The organism is Lacibacter sp., assembly GCF_057361365.1.
The window spans coordinates 11804-34972 of sequence record NZ_JBMQSG010000007.1; the positions used below are offsets into that span (position 1 = coordinate 11804).

The following is a 23169-nucleotide window of genomic DNA, read 5'->3' on the forward strand; positions in this document are numbered from 1 at the left end:
TACTCTCTTTAAATATTTATTGAACAGCATGATCATTCCTTTCATGATCATCACTATTCATAGTTTATAATTTCCACCTGTCACCAAATACCCATTGTGCATTGATCTTTTGAACCAATTCCTTACTGATATTATTATTGAACCAGGCATAATCGCCTGCTTTGCGGTGACAGTTGTAATAATAGATCCGCTCGCCCCACTGAATGGTATTGCTTGTTGATACACGATAGATGGGCGTATCTTTCATGTTATCGGCAAACAGGCAATTGATAAGATAAAACTGTGCATCACGATGATAGCGACCCAGCAGAAACCCATCATAACCTTTAAACCTGCAATTCAGCAAAACAGTTTTCGATTCTTCATGTCTCGATCCATCGTGCCATATTGCAGCAGAGCCGGTATTGGCAATAAACTCACAGTTGTCTGCAAAGGCCCAACCACGTGGACAATAAAAATCAACACCGCCTTCCATTACACAATCTTTGAAATACCACATGCCATTCTCTACCTCCCATGGGCTAAATGTATCGCCGGCATAAGCTTTGAAATAACAGTTAATGGCTTGCAACCTTGTGCAACCCATGGTACGCAACGCCATTTGATGGCCACCCTTTGTAATGGTTCGTTGTTTTTTTGCTGTATCTGCAGCGCAGGCAACAACACGGTCTTCTAAAAAATCAAAACCATAACTGTTGCTAACCGTGATATTTTTTAACGTAATATCATTGGCTCCAACATTCATGGTGGCAACGCCCCAATCATCAGCATGATCGCAGCGCCACTCATCTCTTGCAATAGCAGCAGTTATAATTGTAGCAGTACGTTCTTCACCTTCAAGTACCAGGTTATTTTTTTTGATGAAGATCTTTTCTTTATAGATGCCTTTCCTGATATAGATCGATCTTGTAACAGCCGATGAATCAGGTAAACTGTTAATGGCTTCCTGAATTGTTTTATAATTTCCGCTTCCGTCCTGTGCAACAACCAGTTTTTGTTGACTGTTTGCTGAAATACTGATCAGTAAAAAAATCAATGCACAACTCCACACTATCGTCAGGCGCTGTTTCATTTCTTCACTGCCTGCTGGAGTAACCATTTCGCCAGGTCTTCTGCTGCTTTATAATTTTCAAAATCGGCAGGTAATAATTTTCGGTTATCGATGTATTCGTTATAGATCCATGGATCACCCACTGCAAACACTGTTCCCTTACCATATTTCGCAACAGCAACGATCACGGCATTGTCTTTTGTAACAATGGCTTTTGCCGGAGCTTTTACATTCAGCTCGCTGAGTTCTTTCAGGAACATCTTTTTTGTTGTTTTGAAAATGGGATTATTTGTTCCGGGTAATACTTCGCCTTGCGAATACGTATCATTCTTCACCATGTTTAAACTGTTATTGGTGAAAGTGATTCCGAATTTATTTGCAAGAAGATTTAAATGCGGCAGATCGCAGTTGTTACTGTCATTTGCCATTATTACCAATACACCACCCGCATTAACCCAATTGCTGATAGCTGTTACATCGGTTGCTGTAACATAATTTGGTTTTGGATTATCACGCACATGATCAGGATCAACCATAATGTACACCGATGCTTTGCTGAGATTGCTTGCTGTTGGTGCTACATCCAATGATTTTATTTTTGCGCCATAGCGTTCAAAAATAGTTCCCAGTGTATAATAGCCACCATGACTTCTTTCCTCCCATGTATAATGCCAGTATTGATCTTTGCCTGTTGCATCTTTACGCTTTTCACTATTGAACCAACGATCAAGCAACACTGTTTTGCCTGCACCAATTGATTGTGTTGGCAACTGTTCCATTTCACCTGCTGCTAATAAAAATGCACCCACGCCTTTAGCATCATTCACAATTACATCTTCACTCATATAATAAGCAAAGCTGCCATCACGGTAAGGCTTACCGCCAAGGCCGGATACTTTTACGGTGCCATGCAAATTTGTTTGACCGTTCTCTTCTTTAATAAAACGTTTTACAATGCCATCGTATCCCTTTTTAGCAATCGAAAGTTTTGCCGCCGGTAAATAACCTTTGCGTACGCCTTTTGCAACTGCATATACAAATTGTGATGAAGCAGATGCTTCGAAATAGTTTTTCTCTTTACCAGGACCGTTATAGTTCATTACATCGTACCACAAACCTGTTGTAGTGTCTTGTTGTTTTTCGATTGCATTCACTAAACGATTCAAGATTGCAATAAGGTCTTTGCGTTTTGGATGATCAGCAGGGAAGTAGTCGAGTGCATCAACCAATGCATCAGCATACCAGCCCATTGCTCTTGCCCAGAAATGCGGTGAAGTACCCGTTGTTTTATTTGCCCATTGCTGTTCTTTACTTTCATCCCATGCGTGGTAGAGCAATCCTGTTTTAGGATCACGTGCATGTTTCTCCATCCAGATAAACTGGTTGGCAATATCATTAAAAGCTGTGTCTTCGTTGAATAACATAGCATATTCTGCATAGAATGGAGCACCCATGTACAACCCATCGAGCCACATTTGATTTGTGTAAATTTTCTTATGCCAGAAGCCGCCTTCCTTTGTGCGTGGATGTGTACGCAGCTGATCACGAAGATGCATGGCTGCTTTCTTATACTTATCTGCACCGGTAATGCGGTACAGCGTTAACACCAGCTTGCCATTGTTTACATGATCGATATTATATTCTTCCGCTTCGTATCCTTTTATTGTGCCATCGTTCTGCACAAAATAGTCCATACGGTTCTTGATGGAATTATAGTACGCTACATTGCCTGTGCGCATCCAAAGACTTTCCAAGCCTTTCAACACCACACCCATATCGTAACTCCACTTGGTGCGGCTGCCGATGGGTAAACTATCGGGCCATATTTTATCAACCGTTGCAGCAACTTTTTCGCTGTATTTGATTTGTGCTGTTGATTGCAGCGTAATTGCAAGTAATACTAGTGTAACAAGTTTCTTCATTAGTCCGTTTTTATAAAGCTTTGCCAATCGTTTTATTTCGATAACCAATTAATTTCTTTTGCATCGGCACCAAACTCAAACAGAATTTTCTCTTTTGCTTTTGTGCCACTCGTGTTTTTTATGCTGATGTTTTTATTCCTGTCGCCACTTACACGGAACAGCACTTCACTACCATCTTTGTAAGTGATCTTATCGAACGACAGGTTATCACTGTTAAGAATATCAACAACAGGTTTTGTGTCGGCAGAAATAATCTGGATATTTTTAAAGCTGATACCGCTTGCTTCCTGGATGTCAATTCCTTTGTCGGCCTGTATCACCATGTTCTCCAATACAATGTCTTTGATATGCATTTCCGGAAGACCTCTTACAAAAATTCCTTTGGCTGCGCCATTGCAATACACATTGCTAATATGAAAATTTTTGAACACCGGAGTTGTTTCATCCACAGGCTTTACTTCGACTTTTGGTAATTCTCTTTTTTCGCCTAAAAGTGGAACAGGATCTTTCGCCATGTAATACATATCAAACAAGATGGCTTCAGCAGGAATATCTTTCATGTAAATGTCTTTGATGAAAATATTCTCAACCACACCACCACGGCCACGTGTTGTTTTGAATCGTAAACCAATATCGGTACCAATAAATGTACAATTGCTGATGTACATGTTTCTTGCACCGCCACTCATTTCACTGCCAATAACAAAACCACCATGTGAAGCATATACGGTACAGTTGCGGATGATCACATTTTGTGTCGGCATACCACGCTTACGACCTTCTGCATCACGACCACTCTTCATACACAAAGCATCATCCCCCACATCAAATACAGAATTTTCGATAAGTACATTGCTGCAGCTTTCAACATCTATGCCATCGCCATTTTGTGCATACCATGGGTTCTTCACAAAAATGTTGCGAACAGTTAAGTGTTCACTCATCAATGGATGTAAACACCACGCAGCAGAGTTTTGAAACGTTACAGCTTCGAGTAGAACATATTTACAATTGGTGATCAACACCATGTTGGGACGAAGAAAATCTTTGATGCTTTCGTAATAAGCCGCATCTCTTCCTGGCTTTATTTCACCGGGGTTTGCAGGTCCTTTACTTGCTTTCATAAAAGCTTCAGAGGGGTACCACGTTTTTTTATCATCACTCACAACACCACCTGATTCAACTAATTTTTTCCATTGACCTGCAGTGAGCTTATCGCTTTTTACAGAACGCCATCCGTCACCATTACCATCCACAATTCCTTTACCCGTAATCGCAATGTTTGTTACGTTGGTTGCAGAAATAGGAGACTGATTACGCATTTGTGGTAAGCCTTCCCAATTTGCCTGCACTAATGGATATTGTGATTTATCAGCAGTGAATAATAATGTTGCACCTGTTGCTAAATGAAGATTTACATTACTCTTTAACACAATTGGACCTGTTAACCATAAACCTGCAGGGATCAATACTACGCCACCACCTTTTTTGTTAATGGCATCAATAGCGTTGTTAATTGCTTTTGTATTGAGTGTATTACCATCGGGTGCTGCGCCAAACTTTTTAATGTTGATGGTATCTTTTTTGAATTTGGGAGCAACGATAACAGGCAACTTACCATTGAAACCCGTTGGCGTTGTTTGTGCAAATGCAAGTACAGTGGTGGAAATAAAAGAAAGAAATATGATAATTTTTTTCATGACAGACTTGAATCGTTAAAAGATAGAAATGACGCCGCTTTCGGGGTACAATTTTACCTTTAACTGCCAGCATGGTCAAGCAAATGAGGCTGTTTATTTACGCAAACGATACCGGGAATTGTTGCGTAAAATGGTTCAAAATCAACCAGATAAAATCACGTTAAACTATTTGATCAGGGAGTGATCTTTACCGCCTGCCTGGCCAGCATTTTCCATTCTTTTCCGCTCTTTTCAAACACGAGCAAAATGCGCAAATGCACTTCGCCGGGTTTGTTATTATCGTTATTTGTGCCATGAAGCTCGTGACGAACGACGGCCACTTTTTTACTGACAGAAATGGTTTGATTCTTTAGCTCAATGGTAACAAAATCCGACGCACCTGTTTTGAATTTTTCAAGGAACTGTTCACGCCCCTCTACAAAACCACCAGAGTGACCATAGCTAAGTTTTTCGCTGGTAACAGCACGCAACTCAGCTTCATTTCCACTGATCATAGCCAAACGAAGTTTTTCAACTGCATTGGCAACTGCTGTTTCTTGTTTTGATTGCCCAAAACTTTGAAGACTGATAACGGATGTTAGTATAATTGCTAAGAAAAATTGTTTCATATTTCGTGTCTGTTTGCTTTTGGCACAAGGTCGGTTAATTCAGAAATTTTTACTGGTCTTTTTAATGCGATGCTTTTTCTTGCGGCGATTCCAATTAAAATACTCATAGCACCATCACGTGTACCGGCCATTACATGATGTGGGTTATCATTCGGATCAACAAACATTCGCTTTTGCATACGGATATCGCCACCACCATGCCCACCACGGATTTTGGGTGTGGTATACACTTCAAAGTCTTTACCGAAATTATCCCAGGCCAATATTTCATTTGCTTCGCCCGCAATAGCATCATCTGAATTACTCATTTCAATTGCATGACGTTTTTCTTCATCCACCTTTGTTTTTTGCAGGTAAGGAATATCTTCCCATGTTTCAATACGCCCTTTCATTCCGTTGAATGCAATTTGCCAGCCTTCATATGGAGAATAAGTAGTGAGTGAATAGTTAACGGTAACTCCGTTTGCATACCTGATCTGTGCACTCATCTTATCAAAAATATCGATCTCGTTGCTCCACACACAACCATCACGAATGTAGCCATCATGTTGCTCGTTGTTTACATAGAGATTTACATTTTGTTTGTTGCTGGTAATGTCCCAATAAAATTTACACTTGGGTTTGTGTTCGCAACCCCGGCATTTCGTACCACGGAATTCATTATTCTTCCCGTAATGTTCCAATGAACCGTACGCACTTACTTCAACCGGCTCACTGTTAAGCCACCAGTTGAGCAAATCGAAATGATGCGTTGCTTTATGCACCCACAGGGTGCCGCCCTTGTTCATACGACCATGCCAGCGACGGAAATAATCGGCTCCGTGATGCACGTTGAGGTACCAATTAAAATCAACAGAAGTTATTTTTCCAACACGTTTAGCCGCCAGCAATTCTTTCAATTGCATGGCATGCACACTGTGGCGATAGTTAAACGCAACAGTGACTTTCTTCCCTGATTTTTTCTCTGCTTCTAAGATTTTCCGACACTTGTCTTCGTCGGTTGTCATTGGTTTTTCAGTAATAACATTAAATCCTGCGTTGAGGGATTTTACAATCATTTCGTCGTGTGTGGCATCAACGGTTGTTACAATAATGTAATCCGCTTTCACCGCCTTCAACATGGCATCAATATTTGTAAAAGTGGGACAGGTAACACCCATGTATTCTTTTACATAAGCCACACGTCCGGGATTAATATCGCAGAGCCCTACAAATTCACACACATCTTTAAACTCGGTAAGAATCGTTTTGCCCCACAAACTGCTGCCACGTGAACCTGTGCCTACAAGTGCGAGTTTAATTTTTTGACCGGGCTTATGTGATGCGATTGATGAAAACGGATGCAGCATGAGCGATGCACCTGCTGCTGCAGTGTACTTTACAAATGATCTTCTTTCCATATGGCAATTGTAGTTTTTAAGAATCGTTATTTTTCGATGCGGAACCAATCAACATCCGTTACACCCGCATCATTTGTTTTATTACTGCGATTAAAGAAAAAACCAACCTTGGCTCCAACCCATCTTCCGGGCTTTGCAGTTAATGCTTCACCAATTGTTTTAAAGTTTGTTCCATCCTCGCTGTAACTAAAAGTGCAAACAGCTTTCTTGCTTACCTGCACACGGAAATAAATATCCTTACTCTTCAGTTTTTCTCCATCCTGTACTGTTTCCTTTCCTTTACGATCTGCATCCACCGCTTTTACAAAGCTGATGTAATTGCCATCGGCTCTTTTTTCTATGGCAATGTAGGCATAACTGGCACCATGCACCATCAAAGCAAAGCGTTCTTTTTCATGTTTGGGTTGAAAAGAAATTTTAGCTGTTGCAGTAAACTCTTCCGTTGGGAATTTTTGTGCCAGCAGGTTGGGATAATCCCATGGCGATTTAACACTATCAGGCAATAACGCAGAGAACATACGAAGTACACCTTCAGCAGTTGGAAATGCCCAACCCTGTTGCGGGTTTGCCTGCCACTGCCATTGTAGACCAAGTTTAGGTATGTTGAACTCATCGCTTTCAGCAGGTGTTGTAACAGGATATGTTTTTCCAACATTCGGTTTTTTATAAACCATCACGGGTTCGCCTTTACCATCACCATCTTTATCAACACCAATTACCGGCCAATCATTTTTCCAACTCATGGGTTGTAAGTGCACAACCCGTCCATATGCATCTTTATCCTGGAAATGCAAAAACCAATCTTCACCCGTTTGTGTGTTGACCCATGCACCCTGGTGCGGACCGTTTACCGGAGATGCACCTTGATCCATCACCACTTTACGTTCATAAGGACCATACACATTTTTTGAACGCATCACCAATTGCCAACCGGTTGCAACACCACCGGCAGGAGCGAAGATGTAATAGTAACCATTGCGTTTATAAAATTTTGGGCCTTCAAGTGTTGGATCAGTTGCATGACCATCGAACACGAGCACCGGATCGCCGATAACTTTTGTTCCTTCTTTGTTGAGTTCTTTTACAACGATGATAGATTTGAAACCTGCACGACTTCCTGCATAAGCATGTACGAGATAAACTTTACCCCGTCCGACCGAGCCATCCGGGCGGGCATCCGTATCCCACAACGGGCAAGGATCGATCAAACCTTTTCCTGCTTCAACAAGCACAGGTTCAGTCCAGGGACCGGTAATGTTTTTTGCTTTTGTTACATAAATACCAAAATCAGGATCGGGGTAATAGATATAAAATTCATTGTTGAAATAACGGATCGACGGTGCCCACACACCACCACCATGTTGCACTGCAGAAAAATGATCGAATGGCGGTTGGCGTTTTAATGCATGTCCGATGAGTTTCCAATTCACTAAATCTTTTGAATGAAGAATCGGTAAGCCGGGAACATGATTGAAAGATGATGAAACCATATAAAAATCATCGCCTACACGAATTGCATCCGGATCGCTGTAATCTGCGTCTACTACCGGGTTTTTATAAGTTCCGTTCTTCTGATCGCTTACCCATACGTTTGAAATAGTTTGTGCACTCACGTTCATGCAAACTGTAATCAAACCAATCATCCATAATTTCTTCATAATTCTATTACTCTTTTTTCTTCGTTACTCTTAAATGCGGCTTCAATAATGCGTATCACATCTGCTCCCTGTTCAGCCGTTACAGGCAATGGAGCATTGTTACGAATAGCCTGGTAAATTCCTTCGTAATACGCTGTATAATTTCCTTTTTGCGAAGGAATTTTTTCATTGATGATTTTTCCATCCACTTCTGTGTGCAACAAACCATTTTCGCTTTCAGGTTCAATACCATAAGCATCATCAGTAGGTAACATGAGCGCCTGCAGCTGCGTTTCCTGCATATCTGTTTTTGGTTTGATGAATGAACCCTTGCTGCCATGCAATACATAACCCGGCAGGGCTTCACGCACCTGATAACTTCCTTTAATGCGCACCCTTGAGTAATGATAGTACAACAGCACTTCAAAATAATCATCTACCCGTGATACAGGTCGCATGATAGCAATATCAGCAAACACGGCTCTTGGTTTTCCAAACAATTGCAATGCCTGGTCGATGAGATGCGAACCAAGATCGTACAACGCACCGGTTCCTTTCATCGCCACTTCTTTATGTGTTTTGGGACTGATCTCTTCTTTATACCGATCAAAATGAAATTCTGCTTCTACAATATTGCCCAACAGTTTTTGATCAAGTATCGACTTGATCGTTTTATAATCACTATCGTATCTGCGGTTTTGAAAAACAGAAAGTTTGAGTTTTTTTTCTTTTGCCAATGCAATCAATTCTTCCGCTTCACTTACTTCAACAGTAAATGGTTTTTCGCACACTACATGTTTGCCTGCCAGCAATGCTTGCTTTGCGTATTCGTAATGGGTAATGTTGGGCGTATTCACTACAACCAACTCAATGTTTTCATCAGCTAATATTTCTTCAAACGATCGGAATGTTTTTACTGAAGGATATTTTTCCTGCGCAAGGTTTTTTGTTCGTTCCCAAACGCCATAAAAATGAAAGCCCGGATGTGTGCTAATGAATGGCGCATGAAACACCCAGCCACTCATACCAAAAGAACAGATTGCTGTATTGATCGGTTGCATAAGAATTTTGTTTCTGGTTTAAAGTTTTTGGTTTGAGGTTGCAAGGTACTCGTAACCTTCAACCCATAACCCGTAACTTTTTACATTCCGCTAAGCCAATTTTTCAATCGCTCCATCCAATTATCAGTTGTTGTTTTATTGAACATGCCAAACCCATGTCCACCTTTTGGATAGAGATGCATTTCTGCAGGCACTTTGTATTTTACACAAGCCTGGTAATAACGAATACTATTTTCAACGGGCACAGCACCATCATCAGCCGCATGCACTAAAAATGACGGAGGTGTTTTAACATTTACCTGCAATTCGTTTGAATACAGTTTTATTGTTTCTGACGATGCAGTTGCTCCAACTAAATTATTTCTTGATCCCTTGTGTGTAATGGTGCTGTCGAAGCTGATAACAGGATAAATTAAGATTGCAAAATCAGGACGAACAGAAGTTGTGTCTTTATTTGTTACATCAACGTTACTGCTGAAATGTGTTGTAGCAGTTGATGCTAAATGCCCGCCTGCAGAAAAACCCATGATACCGATCTTATCTTTTTTCAATCCCCATTCTGCTGCTTTGCTGCGCACCAAACGAATAGCTTGTTGTGCATCCATCAATGGTGCAGTGCTGCGATCAATATTCGTTGTGTCATCGGGCAAACGATATTTCAACACAAAGGCAGTGATGCCCCACTTGTTCATTTCTTCAGCAACCCTTGTTCCTTCTTTATCAAAGGCAAGAATACCATAACCACCACCGGGACAAATGATCACCGACATGCCGTTTGGATTTGCCGGTTTGTATATGGTAAGTGTGGGCACGCTCACTTTTGAAATGCGCATCACATTATCTTTCGATACTGCGTTTTCCTTGTTTGTTGCCTGTTTCGAATTAGGAACAGTGCCACTATATAAGGACATTTCTGTTTGTGCATTTGCTTTTATGCCTGCAAAAACTGCAATCAATAAAATAAGCTTCTTCATGAACTATTTTTTTATCGGTTTAATTTTCCTGTAACCAAGACCAACGCTTTGCCCAATCTAACAAAATATCCGTTCTCCACTTCAATACAGTTTGTGCGCCCTGGTAAATTTCATCAAACAATTCCGGATTACCACGATCAGTAAACCAATTCGCTCCCAGCTTGTAATCGGTTGGGCGCTGTTTGCCCGGCCAAACATTATCCACTACAAATTGTCCGTTCTGTTCTTCAAAACCTGCAACGGATGATGTGATTTTATAGGTGATGATTTCTGTTTGTTTTGGGCAATAACGTACTACATAATCACCCTTGCCTGCATAATAACCTGCCCATTTCTGTTCATCGATCTTTGCTTTTACACTCATGGTAAAGCAAGAAGAGTCGGGATGAATATTTACAACAGGGCCTTTAAGATGTAATTCAACAATCGAATAAACAGTCACTGTGTCTGCAAGCGTCGTGTTACGGTTAAACACAATTCTTGGACTGTATGTAAACTTTTCAAAACTGCCGCCCCAGCTTTCTTTGTGCGGATCGTTTGGATCTCCATCCATCAAATAAAGTAATGACGGTGTATCGCCCATTTTGATGTTGCCTTTATAGTATTGCTTAAAATCTTTTCCTAAAAAACCCGCTGCTTTCATAAAGCGATCGTAATAATTTTCATTTCTCAAACTGTCGGGCACGCCATTGTCAGAAAAGAAACCATAGTATGAACTGTTGGCTTCAATAAACCAGAGGTTAGGAAAGTTGGCAACGATATATGCGTAACTGTTAGCGCTCCATTTTTTATTTGGTCCGCCGATCCAATACACTTTTATGTTCGATTGAATTTCCGGCGCATCATGTAATGCCTGTGCAACATCTTCCAATCCGCCCCACACCAATACCCACAATGGTTGCTTGCTTTTCTTCTTTGCACATTTAATGATCCAATCCGATCCTTCAGTTGCAGTTGCATAACCTTTGTACGGTGCTGCACCTAAACGTCCCTGTTTGCAAACAGCTTTTAATGCTGAAGGCGATGGATAACCACTCTGGTGTTTTTGTAACAGCGGCAGATCTTTTTCATACAGATCGATCATGCGCAACAGTTCACGTTTGTTTCCCTGTCCATATGATGGTGATGAAATAAGTCCTTCTGTTTCGAAAAGATGACTGTACATTAAATAATGTGTGATGGATTGATTATCGTCTGGATCGGTACCACCAATATCGGTACTGATAAGCAACCGTGGTTTTACAGGCACAGGTTTTTGCGCAAACAAAACAGCTGAACCAAAACCAAGTAAGCAGAGTAACAATAATTTTTTCATCACATTTATTTAAACGGAACAGGAATAATAAACTTCATTTCTTTTAACCAGGCTTCTAATAAATTTAGCCATTGATCGGTTGACCCAGGGTTCTCATCTAATCGAATTCCATGACCACCTTGCGGAAACACATGCAGACTTGCACTGATCTTTTTCTCTGCCAACGATTGATAAAACAACAGGCTGTTCTGCACTTTTACTGTACTGTCGTTTTGTGCATGCACTAAAAATGCTGGAGGCGTAAATGCAGTTACCTGTAATTCGCCTGAATAATTTTCGATGCTGGCTTTTGTAGTATCGGCACCCAAAAAGTTTTTCTTACTGCCACCATGAGCATACTTGCCCAAGGTTATTACAGGAGAAAGCAGTACCATAAAATCAGGACGATAACTATATTGATCCAATGTATCATTAATAGCGGCCTCATCTTTTGCATGTGTACCGAGTGTGCTGGCTACATGTCCACCTGCACTGATGCCCATTACACCGATCTTATCAGGTTTAATATTCCACTGTGCGGCATTTGCACGGATGATGCGCATGGCCCGTTGTGCATCCTGCACAGGAGCCAGTTGTTTATTGATAAGATCCTGCTGATGTGGCAACCGGTGAATGAGCACAAAAGCATTTACACCAATCGTATTGTACCATTTCGCCAGGTTGAATCCGCTATATAAATGTGAGAGCCGTTCGTAACCGCCACCGGGAACAATCAATACTGCCGTTCCGTTGTTCTCTGCTTTTGGTACAACAAAACAATAGATGCCCGGAGTTGCAACACGCCAGATGCGTTCATTATAAATACTATCAGTTATTTTTTTGCCGTTGCTGTTTGGTTTTTTTCCCTCGGGCCACAACGGAACAAAGTCCTGCGCCTGTCCGGCAAAACAAGACAATAAACTAAATGCTATGTAAATAGTAAATTTCATTTTGCCAATTGCCCTTTGCTTATTGCTTTTTATTCTCCTTCCATTCAAACGGCTTACTTCGTAATTGCATAAACCAACCACTTTCATCTTTCACCAAACTATTGTTCGAAAAAATATTCTCCAGCGTATATTCTCTGGCTTCTTTATCGCTCAATTGTTTGCTCCATCCAACACGCTTATCTGTTGCAGCGCCTTCACCCGTGCATTTATATTCTGCATAAAAAACGGTCTGTTCATTTGCAGGATTACTCCAGTTGCTCCAGCCTTCGGGTGCAATTTGTTTTGGCATTTCACAACGGATGAATACTGTTTTTGCATGTGCACGCCAGGGCCTGCCTAGTAATGTTTTTGTTACCACTGAGTCGGCAATAATTTTACAATCGATGAATACATAGCCAAACTTTTTACCCGGAGTGGTACTTGCAGCAGTGATGTATGAATTTGTTTTGGAACGAATGGTGCAGCCTTGAAACACTGCTGTTGATGGACCAAAAATAAAATCGGTGGTGCCTTCAATATAACAATCAAGAAACAGCTGACGGGAATTTTCACCAGCTGCAAAAATGGTATCCTGGTTACCAAGGAACTTACAGTTTTTGAAAACAGCTTTGTCTGCATCCACATACAAAGCCAATGCCTGCCCAACCGGGCCGGCACTATTGGCGAATGTAATATTCTCGGCAAAAAAACGATTACCCGAAATTTTTGCGGTGTAAGAAGTAAACGTGGTGTGCTTTCCTCTTCCTGAATAATCGTTGAATGTGATGATGGTCTTATCCACACTTTCACCAATAAACGTAACATCGGTATTGGTGGCAGGGATCTCGATCTTTTCGTTATACACACCATTCTTAATATAAAGAGTTATCGATGCTAATGGATACACACGCATGGCATCAATAGCATCCTGTATGTATTTGAATTCGCCGCTGCCATCTTTGGCAACAGTAAATACATATTTATACTGCTGCGGGTTTGCTGTTTGTGCAGCAACAAAATTGCATGTCAAGATCAAAGCGATCAATAATAAATTCTTCTTCATATCAACTAATGTACTACGATGCATTTTAAAACAACGCTCTCTTTTCCTGAATTATAATGAATGAAATACTGCCCTTGTGGTAATTGCTGTACATCCACAGACGTCGACGTTGTATTGGGCGTTGCTTTCCACTCAGCTATTTTCACACCCAGCATTGAGTACAAAGCAATGCTTGTGTTATTGCCACTACGTGGATGTTTAATATAAACTGTATTTGCCGCAGGATTTGGATATAAAGCAAAACCTCTTGCTGCAACATTGTCAATTACTGATGTGGGAACATTCTGCGTTGGAATACCTTTTACAATTACATCTTTTAATTGTGCATAACGACCTGTGCTTGTACTTCCACAACTGTAGTAAAGACGAATAGTAAGTGTTTGTCCTTCGAGTAAGGTTACCCCGGTTGAACCATTTAACGGCATACGATAAAGAGCCGAAGGCCCGTTGTTATCTTGTGTGATAGCCGGTTGAGTTGCAAATTCATATCCCACTACATCAGTTGAATCAGTTGTAAAACCGCTGCGTGAATAAACAACAGCAAGTTTAATGTTGCTGTTCGATCCATAAAATGTTGTGTTGAATAATATGCTGTCAACTCTTGTGGTATAACCACTGCTTGCGGTTATAGTGAATTGTTGGTAGTTGGTGCGGTTAACATTACCACCCGGCCCACCGGAAGCTGTTGTCCACAAACCATCTGCTGTTGCAGCAAACACCTGGCCTCTCGTTAACGAATAAGGTAATATGCCTGCAACTGTAACGCCGTCAGTTACTACAAATTTGTTGAATGCAGATGTGCTCGCAGTAACAGCTGCTGAACGAACAGCTGCACTATCCTGCCTGTTTTGCGCAAACGTCCACTGCTGTAATAATGCAGCAATCTGTACCGGTTGTGATTGTATGGTACCTTTCACTGCAGTCTTTACCGAGTCGGCCATGGTTGCACTGTGGATGATGTTATTGTTATACGTACCAACAGATGTTCCGTTCAACCTCAGTGTTACGGTTGTATTGGAAACAGTACCGCTCACAGGTTTTAAGCCCAGTGGCTTTGCATTGTTGTACCAGGTTGTTCCACCATCAGCAGATACTTCATAATTAACCGGCGGAAGAATCTTAATACTGTCAATAATATTTAAACCGGAAACCAGATAGGTCTGTGTGGTAGATGGTGTACCGAGACCTTGTAAAAAGTCAGATAGAGCAGCAGTTACTGTGATCAGTGGTTTGCTTGAAACATACGCCGTATCGGAAGTTGTAGTTGTGAAACCTGCTTTTGATAAACGTACAATATAATAATAGCTCGTGCCTGCAGCAGGTGCAACATCAGCATACATAAAATTACATGCAGAATCTTCGCTGCTGGTTTGTGTATCAATTAAACTGAAGTTTTGTTTATCCGAACTTCTGTACAACTCGCATTTAATACCGGTCATTGGCCAGGTAATATTCCAGGTAACATTTACCGTTGCGGAGGTTGCATTGGGTTTGCGTGCAAGTAGGTTTGAAGTTGATAATTCAGGAACAAATGTATTGTTCAGTTCAGGCCATGTGCTATACGGATTCCATGTTGCCATAGCAGGCGTGTTTGCATTTACAAACACCGTATCGTTGTTATAATACTTTGCTGCCTCGCCTGCTGTTAATTGTTTACTCCAGTTTACACGACCACTGATATCTTTTACAGTACCATCATAATTTTTGGTATTGTATTCGGCATAAGTAATGTACGATGTATTTGTGCCTGCATCCCATGCACTCCAACCTTCCGGTTTAATGGATGCACCCATGAAGGAATTAAGGAATACTGTTTTGTTGCGTGACTTTGCCGCATCGGCTGTGCCAGCATCATTCTGCCATGGACGACCTAACGTATAAAAAGTAGTACCACGATTTTTTGTCAACTTACAATCACGGAATACATAGCCATAACCTGATTCTGCTTTTGTATTGGCAGCTGTTACATAACCACCGGTGCTGTTATCCAATCTTGTACGTGGATAGATGATACAGGTATCAAAGATGATGGTGGATGATCCGAAAATAAAATCGGTATTGCCATCAATATAACTGTTCTTCATGTATACCCGTGTGCCTCTGTTATTACCACCGTAGTACGTATCCTGTCCACTGTTCATACGACAATTGTAAAACACCACTCTGTCGGATGTGGTATAAACAGCAACTGCCTGCGGACCATCGCCTGGTGCAGGCACAAGTGCATTGGCATTGATGCCATAGCCTGTTGCATTTTCAACCGATAGATTCATCAGCATTACATCGGCTGCATTAATGATCATGGTACCGCATGTTGAAGTACCGTATGTACCACCTATAGGGTTTGCTTTGCCCGAATAGTTATCGTAGGAAATAATTGTCTCCGCCATGTTTTCACCAATCAATTGCATGAATGGTTTGTTTGATGGAATGACAACCGTCTCCACATATTTTCCTTTCTTAATAAAAATTCTCCATGGCGATGTACGATTTGTTGGTGCTGCAGTAATGGCTGCTTGTACTGATGTATAATTACCTGAACCATCTTTTGCAATCAATACATCATACGCAGGTGCAACAATCGGGTTTGATGCAATACCGTTTACTGCTAACGTTTTTGTTGTAGCAGCACCACCCGCAATAGAAATATTTCCATTGTAAGTTCCTGCACTTGCTGCATTTAAGCGAATAGAAACTTCTGTCGAAGTAATTGTTCCTGATATTGGAGAAAGAATAACACTGCTTGTCCATGTTGTTCCGTTCAATGAAACTTCATAGTTAGTTGGAGCAGTAACAGTAACATCACCTGTAAGATTTGTACCACTTACTGTTGCTTTCTGTACAGCAGAAGGCGTACCGATTGTTTGTGTGAAATTGCTAAAGCTTGCAGTTGCAAGAATAGTGGGTGATGCAGAAGCAGTGGCTGTACCGGATATTGTTGCAACCGGCGAATAGTTGAATGCTTTATCAGCAGTGAATACATGATAGTTATACGTTGCACCTGATGTAACTGTACCATCGTTAAACGATGTACCTGTTCCTGTATATAAAACAGTATAGTCCGTGCCAATGGTATTACCAGCTGCATACACACCCTTTGTATTTAGAGTTGGTGCTGTACTTACTGTACTTCTCACAACAAGATAACCACCATTATCAATACCCGCTGCCGGTGCCGACCAAGTTAATGCAATTGCATTGGCGGAACCTGCCGCTGCAAGATTGGTTACTGCATCGGGTGCGGTATTATCTATCGCAGTGCCTGGATAGGCTACATAATCGTCAACAAAAAAAAAGGGTGACTGCGGGTTTGAAATTTTCATTCCAAAATATGTACTGGTAGGAGTCGTGGTTGCCGTTTTTAATGTTCCGGTAAATAATTGCCAGTCTTGCGGAGTAGAAGCATCTAATGTTACAGCCGTTGCCGTTAACGAAGTACCAGTGCCGCCTGTTGCACCAACAACTGTTGCAGATCCGTTGAGTACGGTTGATGCAGTTAATGTTGCTGCAGGTTTATACCAGAACTGAATCACATAATCCGTATTCTGCGAGAGGGCAGGATTGGTCAACACTGGTGAGAACATATATTTTACACTGGAGCTTGCCTGTTTGTAAAACATGAGCTTGTTTCCTGTACGTGCATCACCTGCTTTTATTTCCCATCCGGCAGATACTTCCCAATTAGTTGTGGAAGAATGTGTAGTTACTGTTGAATAGGAACCGACTGTTTGGTTTTCATATCCGCCATCAAGATTGGGAAAGAAACCAATCGCTGCATCTTGTAAATTTTGCGAAGCATTTCCTGTTACTGCAATTGACATATTGGTTGCACCAGTACTTGTGCCAACAACATTTCCTGCAAATGCACCGGCTGTTGTTGCATTCAAGCGAACATAAACTGTTGTTGAAGTAATGCTGCCGCTGTTAGGTGTTAACGAAACTGAATTAGTCCATGCAGTATTGTTTAATGAAACTTCATACGATGCAGGTGCAGTAATATTCAGTGCGGCTGTAAGGTTTAATGCAGATACAGTAAACGACTGCGATGCAGAAGGGGTACCAACTGTTTGCGTAAATGCGGTAAGCGATGATGAACTGTAAATAGTAGGAGCAGTATTCTGCTGAGCGGTGATAATTGAGTTGAGATAATTTTCCAGGTTGGTATAACCATTGGCAGCAAAAATGCCACGGTCACTTGCAGCGTTTGGATTTAATCCATTTGCTGTTTCCCATGCATCGGGCATACCATCGTGATCGGTATCTGTTGGTGCAGTGGTTGAGCTTAACGTTGGCCATGCATTGACTGTATTTGCATACGGTGTTGCGTGTGGGTAACCGCCCTGCACATCAATAATTTTTCCTGTGCGGTTGCGTACATCATTGGCAACTCGTTCATCCAAAGTATCACGTTTTAAACTTGCGCCCGCATATTGCAACACCAGATCGTATGCTTCCTGTGCGGTATGTGTTGTAGTTAGGTTGTAAGCAGATAAGAAAGGGCTTGTTGATTTTGATTTAACTGTATCGGCCGCAACACCGGTGTTCATACTTGCGCCTAACCAGTTGTTATTTGTGTTGGAGGTTGAACCATCAACATAGTTGCCCGAGATAAAATATTTTGCATAGCCAAACTCTGCAGTACTGTCAACACCTACAATTCTGTAACGTACACCACTGCTTGTGTTAGGACCATACTTGTAATAATTGTTTACAAGATTGTATTGACCGCCATCACCACCGTAAATGGTATTAATGCCCCAGTTGTAAAGAACGTTGTTACGAAAGTCAGCACTTTCAATTGATCCTGCCGGGTAAGTACTGTTGCCTGCAAAACGTGGATTCCTGTTTCGGCAATGTGCAATGAGGTTGTGATGAAAACTTCCATGCAACGAACCCCATATACCACCATAACCATGATTTTCAAAATCTGTATCACCTGTTTCAAAGTGATACGAATAGTTCAGCGGTTCAGAAATAATATTCCATTGCATGGTAACACTATCACCACGATAAACGGTTAAGGCTTCGTCGCTGCTCCAGCTTACACTGCAATGATCGATGATGATATTTTTATTGCCGAGATTTCCCAATGCATCATCGCCACCACTTCCATCTAAAGGCATACAAGCTGCAGTAAAAGGGGCAACAGGAACGCCGCAATTAGCAGGTGAAGTTTTTAATTGGTTTTTATCGCCCATGCGGCAACGGATGTATCGCAGAATAACATTATCACCACTGATCACTACTGGAAAATCGGCGAGGCAAATACCATCACCGGGAGCTGTTTGTCCTGCAATGGTTGTGTTTGCACGAATGTTGAGTTTAGATGTAAGATGAATAGTGCCCGATACACGAAATACAATAGTACGGTGTGTTGCTGTTTGTGTTAACGCATAACGCAAGCTGCCCACACTGTTATCGTCGTTGAGATGCGTTACTTCAAATACCGCTGTAGGAACACTTACCGTTCCTCTTCCACCCGAAGTAAAACGACCGGCACCTTCGGCACCGGGGAAAGCGATTTGTTGTGCGTTCGTTACAGAAGCACAAAGCAGGAGAGAAAAAAACGCAATAATTCGTTTGGGTAAGCAATGGTTCATAAGCATTTTTATTGGACGATCAGTTATTCTTTTGCATTAACAATTCTTGATGCGAGTTCGGGTAATTGCGAACGGATCTCTTTCAATACCAGTTGCGCAACCAATCGTGCACCAAATTCATTGAAGTGTGTGTTATCATCTTTGCCTTTTGGATGGTTGGGATGCTCACCTGGTTTTAACTGCATGAAGAGTGACGAAGAATTTTCTGCACCAAACCGCTGATAGAGTTGTTGGGTGATCACATCCATATCAAACAATACAACTTTTTCTTCTTCTGCAACAGCCCTTGTAATTTTCATGTATTCATCATGGGTACCAACGATCTTACCTGTGCTGTCGAATTTTCTTCTTGCCATGGAAGTAAGCAAAACAGGAATTGCTTTCTTCTCTTTTGTTTCAGTTACAAATTTTTTGAGGTTGCTTTTGAATTGCTCAGGAATTGTTGCTGTTTTTTTGGTCGGCACTTCATCATTATGTCCAAACTGGATGAACACATAATCGCCTTCACTTGCTTCATCCAAAATCTGTTTCCACAAACCTTCTGTTTGAAACGAAGAAGTGCTTCTGCCGTTCTTTGCTTTATTCACTACCGTTACGGTTGAATCCCAGAAATACACAAAGGGCATTCCCCATCCATTTTCAGGGTAAGCTTTTACCTCTTTAATGCTTGCAGTAGAATCGCCGGCAATAAAAATTTTGATCTTCTTTTTTGGCGGCAGCATTAACGCAAACATCGGTAATGCAAATAGTAAAACAACTTTCTTCATCTTACTTAATTAAACTATTGATGTAAACTTCAATATTGGTATAGTGTTGATGCAACTGATGCCCTGCCGCATCACCTGCATCGTTTGCATTTAATCCATTCTTTTTTTCCCATTCATCAGGCATGCCATCTTTATCCGTATCGGCAGGAGCAGGGTTGGATTTCAAAACGGGCCATGCGTTAGTGGTTAGTTCAAAGGCTGAGTGATGCGGGTAATGCCCCTGCACATCAATGATTGCGCCTGTACGGTTAACAACATTGTTGATGATGCGTGCATCCATCGTATCTCTTTTAAACGAAGCGCCAACCTGCAGCAAGACTGCCTTGTATGCATCTTCTGCTGTTTGTGCAGTAATAGCGATTGTGGGGAATGCAACAGTTTGTACAGCTGTTTTCTTTTCTTCTTCTGTTCCTTTAGGATCAAGATGAATACCGGCAAGGTTATTTTTTGTTACATCGGGTGCTCCATCAACAAAATTGCCTTCAACAAAAAACTGTCCGTAAGGTTGCTTGTCGAGTTTTGAAGGATTGACAATGCGGTTACGCACATTCTTATTTGTTACAGGGCCATAACGGTAATAATTGTTCACCATGTTATACTTTCCGCCTTCGCCACCATACACATTATTGTGCTGCCAGTTATAGATCACATTGTTTCTGAAATCAACAAACTCTGCATCAGCACCAAGTCTTGCACCATTAAAACGTGGGTTACGGCTTACACAATGTGCAAACAAATTATGATGCGCTGATAAATGTTGTCCGCCCCAAATACCACCATAACCATGATGCTCCCAATCTTTATCACCCGTTTCAAAATGATAAGAGTAGTTGAGTGGTTCAGTAATGATATTCCATTGCAGTGTTGTACTGTCGCCTTTGTATACTGAACATACTTCATCGGTACTCCAGCTAAACGAACAATGATCGATGATGAGATGTTTACGACCCGATGCACCAAATGCATCATCACCACCACTTCCATCAACCATTCCTTTTTGCCGTTGAAATTTATCACCCATGCGTACACGGATGTAACGGATGATGACATTATCACCCGCCACACTAACCGGATGATCAGCAATACAAATACCATCACCAGGAGCAGTTTGTCCTGCAATGGTTACATCGCCTTTAATAAATAGTTTATTTTCAAGATGAATGGTTCCTGATACTGCAAACACAACAATGCGATTGCCTTTTGCTTCCACTGCTTCACGCAAACTGCCGGGACCATTATCGTTGAGATTGGTAACGATCATCACTTTGCCACCACGACCACCTGTTGTGTATTTACCAAAACCTTCTGCACCGGGAAATGCAATGGCTCTTGTTTCTGTTTCAGCTGTAAGTTGTTTTTGTTGTGCACATGCATAGAAAGAAGCACATGCCAGTACGGCTCCGAAAGCTGTAATAAACTTGTTATGTTTCATCCTGTTTGTTTAATCAATTACGCAAAGCATTTCAATAAAAATCCTTTGCAATGTTTTTGCAGCAGCTTCTCGTTAACAACAGGTTTTGGGAAAAACGCCGCAACCATTGGTTGCGGCGTTTTTTGGTTTTTCTTTAATCAATTTTCTTACGGTCTCCAGCGTGGATCACCGGAAGTATTTCGGGCTGAAAATGTATTGTTGATAATTTTAAAATTGCCGGCAGCTGGATCTTGCCACAATTGAGCGGCTGAAATTGTTAGCAGGTTTATGCTTGGAAAATCGTTGCCGGCTGAAAGATGATCAGAAGTGCGATGATTATTCGCAGTGTTTATGGTTGTTGCTGCATTTGCTCTCACATCTCTTACAGTAAACGCCCCATTACTGTTTTTTCCAATGCCAAATATGCAATTATTGACAGTAATGCCATTGGTAACGTTGTTGGTACCGGCTGTACTATAATCAATATAGTAAGAAGAGCTGTTACCCATAGGCGCTTCATTAAATGTGCAATTATCAATCAGCACAGAAACAGAATTGTTTTTACTTGTAATAATTTTTTCTGCTTTATAAAAAGTACTGTTTGTAAGTTTTATGTTGTCTGCACGGCTTGTTGCTACGTCAATATTGAAAACACCATAATTTGAAATGCTGTCTACAATACAGTTATTCATTTCCAGTGCTCCGATAATTACGGGCTGGCTTTGTGCACGCAGTACACCTCTGAAGATTTCAGCGACGCAATTCTCAAAACGTATCTTGCCAATGGTGCACGCCACATTGATGTTGAACACATACTTCGAAGCATAATCTGTACCACGTAAAATAACATCGTTGAACACAATGGAGTCAATTACTGCTCCCGATGCAATATTAAAGTTTGATGGCAATGATATAATTGGTTTGGCGGGGTTCAGTAAATCATCTCCTGCCATGAACGTAAGTGTTTTATTAAGATTGATCGAGGTGCTGATGTTATAAGTTTCACCACGTTTCAATAAAATGATACTTCCCGAAGCAATATCAGGAATAGTATCTATCAATAAACTTGGTACACCTGAAATATTGCGGAGATCGATCAACGCACCTGTTAATGCAGCTTTAGTAGAGAAGTTGGCCCAACCACGTACCGTAGTACCACTGTAAAGGAAAATAATATAAGGCGTTGAGGCGTTCAACCCGGAAATCAATTTGTACGCATTAGTAACATCTGTTGCATTGAGTGCTGCTGTTTTTACAACAGAGCTATCAGCAGCTAACAAAACTTTCACTTCGGTTACGGCAGCACCGCTATTAGTCCAACTTACTTTTACGGAAGCATCGTTTACTTCGCTTAAAGCAGGAATATTCAGGATTGTTGGGAAGCGTGCTGTTTTAATTTCACCCAAGCTTCCAAATTTTGAACTCTTTGAAGTATCAGCAGCATTTGCTTTTACTCTCACCTGGTATAATTTTTCCCAGTAGAGATTTTCAAATAGATATACGTTGGTATCAGTCTTAACGCTTGCTGCAACAGTTTTAAAACTATCCGTACTTATTTCAGCTGTGTATGACGCAGAACCAGACACTGCCTGCCAGGATGTTTTGATCCAGTTGCCATTCGATACCAGCGCTTCTTTTATTACGGGACGAAATAAACGTGGAGCTTCGCCCAGGTCATCTTCTTTTTTACATGCAACCAGTACTAATACTGCTGCAAGTGATATAAAAAATAATTTCTTCATTGCTAATATT

15 protein-coding genes are annotated in these 23169 nt (G+C 41.2%); all 15 read right to left on the bottom strand.

Features of this window, described 5'->3' with window-relative positions; genetic code table 11:
- Nucleotides 1-64: 64 nt before the first annotated feature.
- Entirely contained in the window at nucleotides 65-1099 is a 1035-nt protein-coding gene (locus tag ACO1QW_RS04945) for a pectinesterase family protein (RefSeq protein ID WP_486256257.1), read from the bottom strand.
- The gene (locus ACO1QW_RS04950; protein ID WP_486256258.1) at nucleotides 1069-2973 is read right to left on the bottom strand and encodes a DUF4350 domain-containing protein; all 1905 of its coding nucleotides are present in this window, start codon (nucleotides 2971-2973) and stop codon (nucleotides 1069-1071) included. Before ACO1QW_RS04950 ends, ACO1QW_RS04945 begins: the two co-directional genes overlap by 31 nt.
- A 32-nt stretch (nucleotides 2974-3005) precedes the next feature.
- Nucleotides 3006-4673: a glycoside hydrolase family 28 protein gene (locus ACO1QW_RS04955; protein WP_486256260.1), complete on the bottom strand. Its 1668-nt coding sequence runs from the start codon at nucleotides 4671-4673 to the stop codon at nucleotides 3006-3008.
- 173 nt (nucleotides 4674-4846) lie between these two features.
- A complete protein-coding gene (locus ACO1QW_RS04960) occupies nucleotides 4847-5281 on the bottom strand; it encodes a nuclear transport factor 2 family protein (RefSeq protein ID WP_486256262.1) in 435 nt (144 codons plus the stop codon).
- Nucleotides 5278-6681 carry a Gfo/Idh/MocA family protein gene (locus ACO1QW_RS04965; RefSeq protein ID WP_486256264.1) on the bottom strand — a complete coding sequence of 468 codons (1404 nt, stop codon included), beginning with the start codon at nucleotides 6679-6681 and terminating at the stop codon, nucleotides 5278-5280. Before ACO1QW_RS04965 ends, ACO1QW_RS04960 begins: the two co-directional genes overlap by 4 nt.
- Nucleotides 6682-6707: 26 nt before the next feature.
- On the bottom strand, nucleotides 6708-8339 hold the full coding sequence (locus ACO1QW_RS04970; protein WP_486256266.1) for a glycoside hydrolase family 43 protein: 1632 nt from the start codon (nucleotides 8337-8339) through the stop codon (nucleotides 6708-6710).
- Nucleotides 8336-9379 carry a Gfo/Idh/MocA family oxidoreductase gene (locus tag ACO1QW_RS04975; RefSeq protein WP_486256268.1) on the bottom strand — a complete coding sequence of 348 codons (1044 nt, stop codon included), beginning with the start codon at nucleotides 9377-9379 and terminating at the stop codon, nucleotides 8336-8338. The genes ACO1QW_RS04970 and ACO1QW_RS04975 overlap by 4 nt, the downstream gene beginning before the upstream one ends.
- Before the next feature lie 80 nt (nucleotides 9380-9459).
- Entirely contained in the window at nucleotides 9460-10353 is an 894-nt protein-coding gene (locus ACO1QW_RS04980) for an alpha/beta hydrolase (RefSeq protein ID WP_486256269.1), read from the bottom strand.
- 19 nt (nucleotides 10354-10372) lie between these two features.
- The gene (locus tag ACO1QW_RS04985; RefSeq protein ID WP_486256271.1) at nucleotides 10373-11668 is read right to left on the bottom strand and encodes a nucleoside hydrolase-like domain-containing protein; all 1296 of its coding nucleotides are present in this window, start codon (nucleotides 11666-11668) and stop codon (nucleotides 10373-10375) included.
- Nucleotides 11669-11673: 5 nt separating this feature from the next.
- Nucleotides 11674-12597: an alpha/beta hydrolase gene (locus ACO1QW_RS04990; protein WP_486256273.1), complete on the bottom strand. Its 924-nt coding sequence runs from the start codon at nucleotides 12595-12597 to the stop codon at nucleotides 11674-11676.
- A 19-nt stretch (nucleotides 12598-12616) separates the two neighbouring features.
- Entirely contained in the window at nucleotides 12617-13639 is a 1023-nt protein-coding gene (locus tag ACO1QW_RS04995) for a pectinesterase family protein (RefSeq protein ID WP_486256274.1), read from the bottom strand.
- A gap of 5 nt (nucleotides 13640-13644) precedes the next feature.
- Complete coding sequence (locus ACO1QW_RS05000; RefSeq protein WP_486256276.1) at nucleotides 13645-19239, bottom strand: pectinesterase family protein; 5595 nt, start codon at nucleotides 19237-19239, stop codon at nucleotides 13645-13647.
- 23 nt (nucleotides 19240-19262) lie between these two features.
- The gene (locus ACO1QW_RS05005) at nucleotides 19263-20006 is read right to left on the bottom strand and encodes a rhamnogalacturonan acetylesterase (RefSeq protein ID WP_486256278.1); all 744 of its coding nucleotides are present in this window, start codon (nucleotides 20004-20006) and stop codon (nucleotides 19263-19265) included.
- A gap of 1 nt (nucleotide 20007) precedes the next feature.
- Entirely contained in the window at nucleotides 20008-21438 is a 1431-nt protein-coding gene (locus ACO1QW_RS05010) for a pectate lyase family protein (RefSeq protein ID WP_486256280.1), read from the bottom strand.
- Between the two features lie 146 nt (nucleotides 21439-21584).
- A complete protein-coding gene (locus ACO1QW_RS05015; protein ID WP_486256282.1) occupies nucleotides 21585-23159 on the bottom strand; it encodes a DUF5123 domain-containing protein in 1575 nt (524 codons plus the stop codon).
- Nucleotides 23160-23169 lie beyond the last annotated feature (10 nt).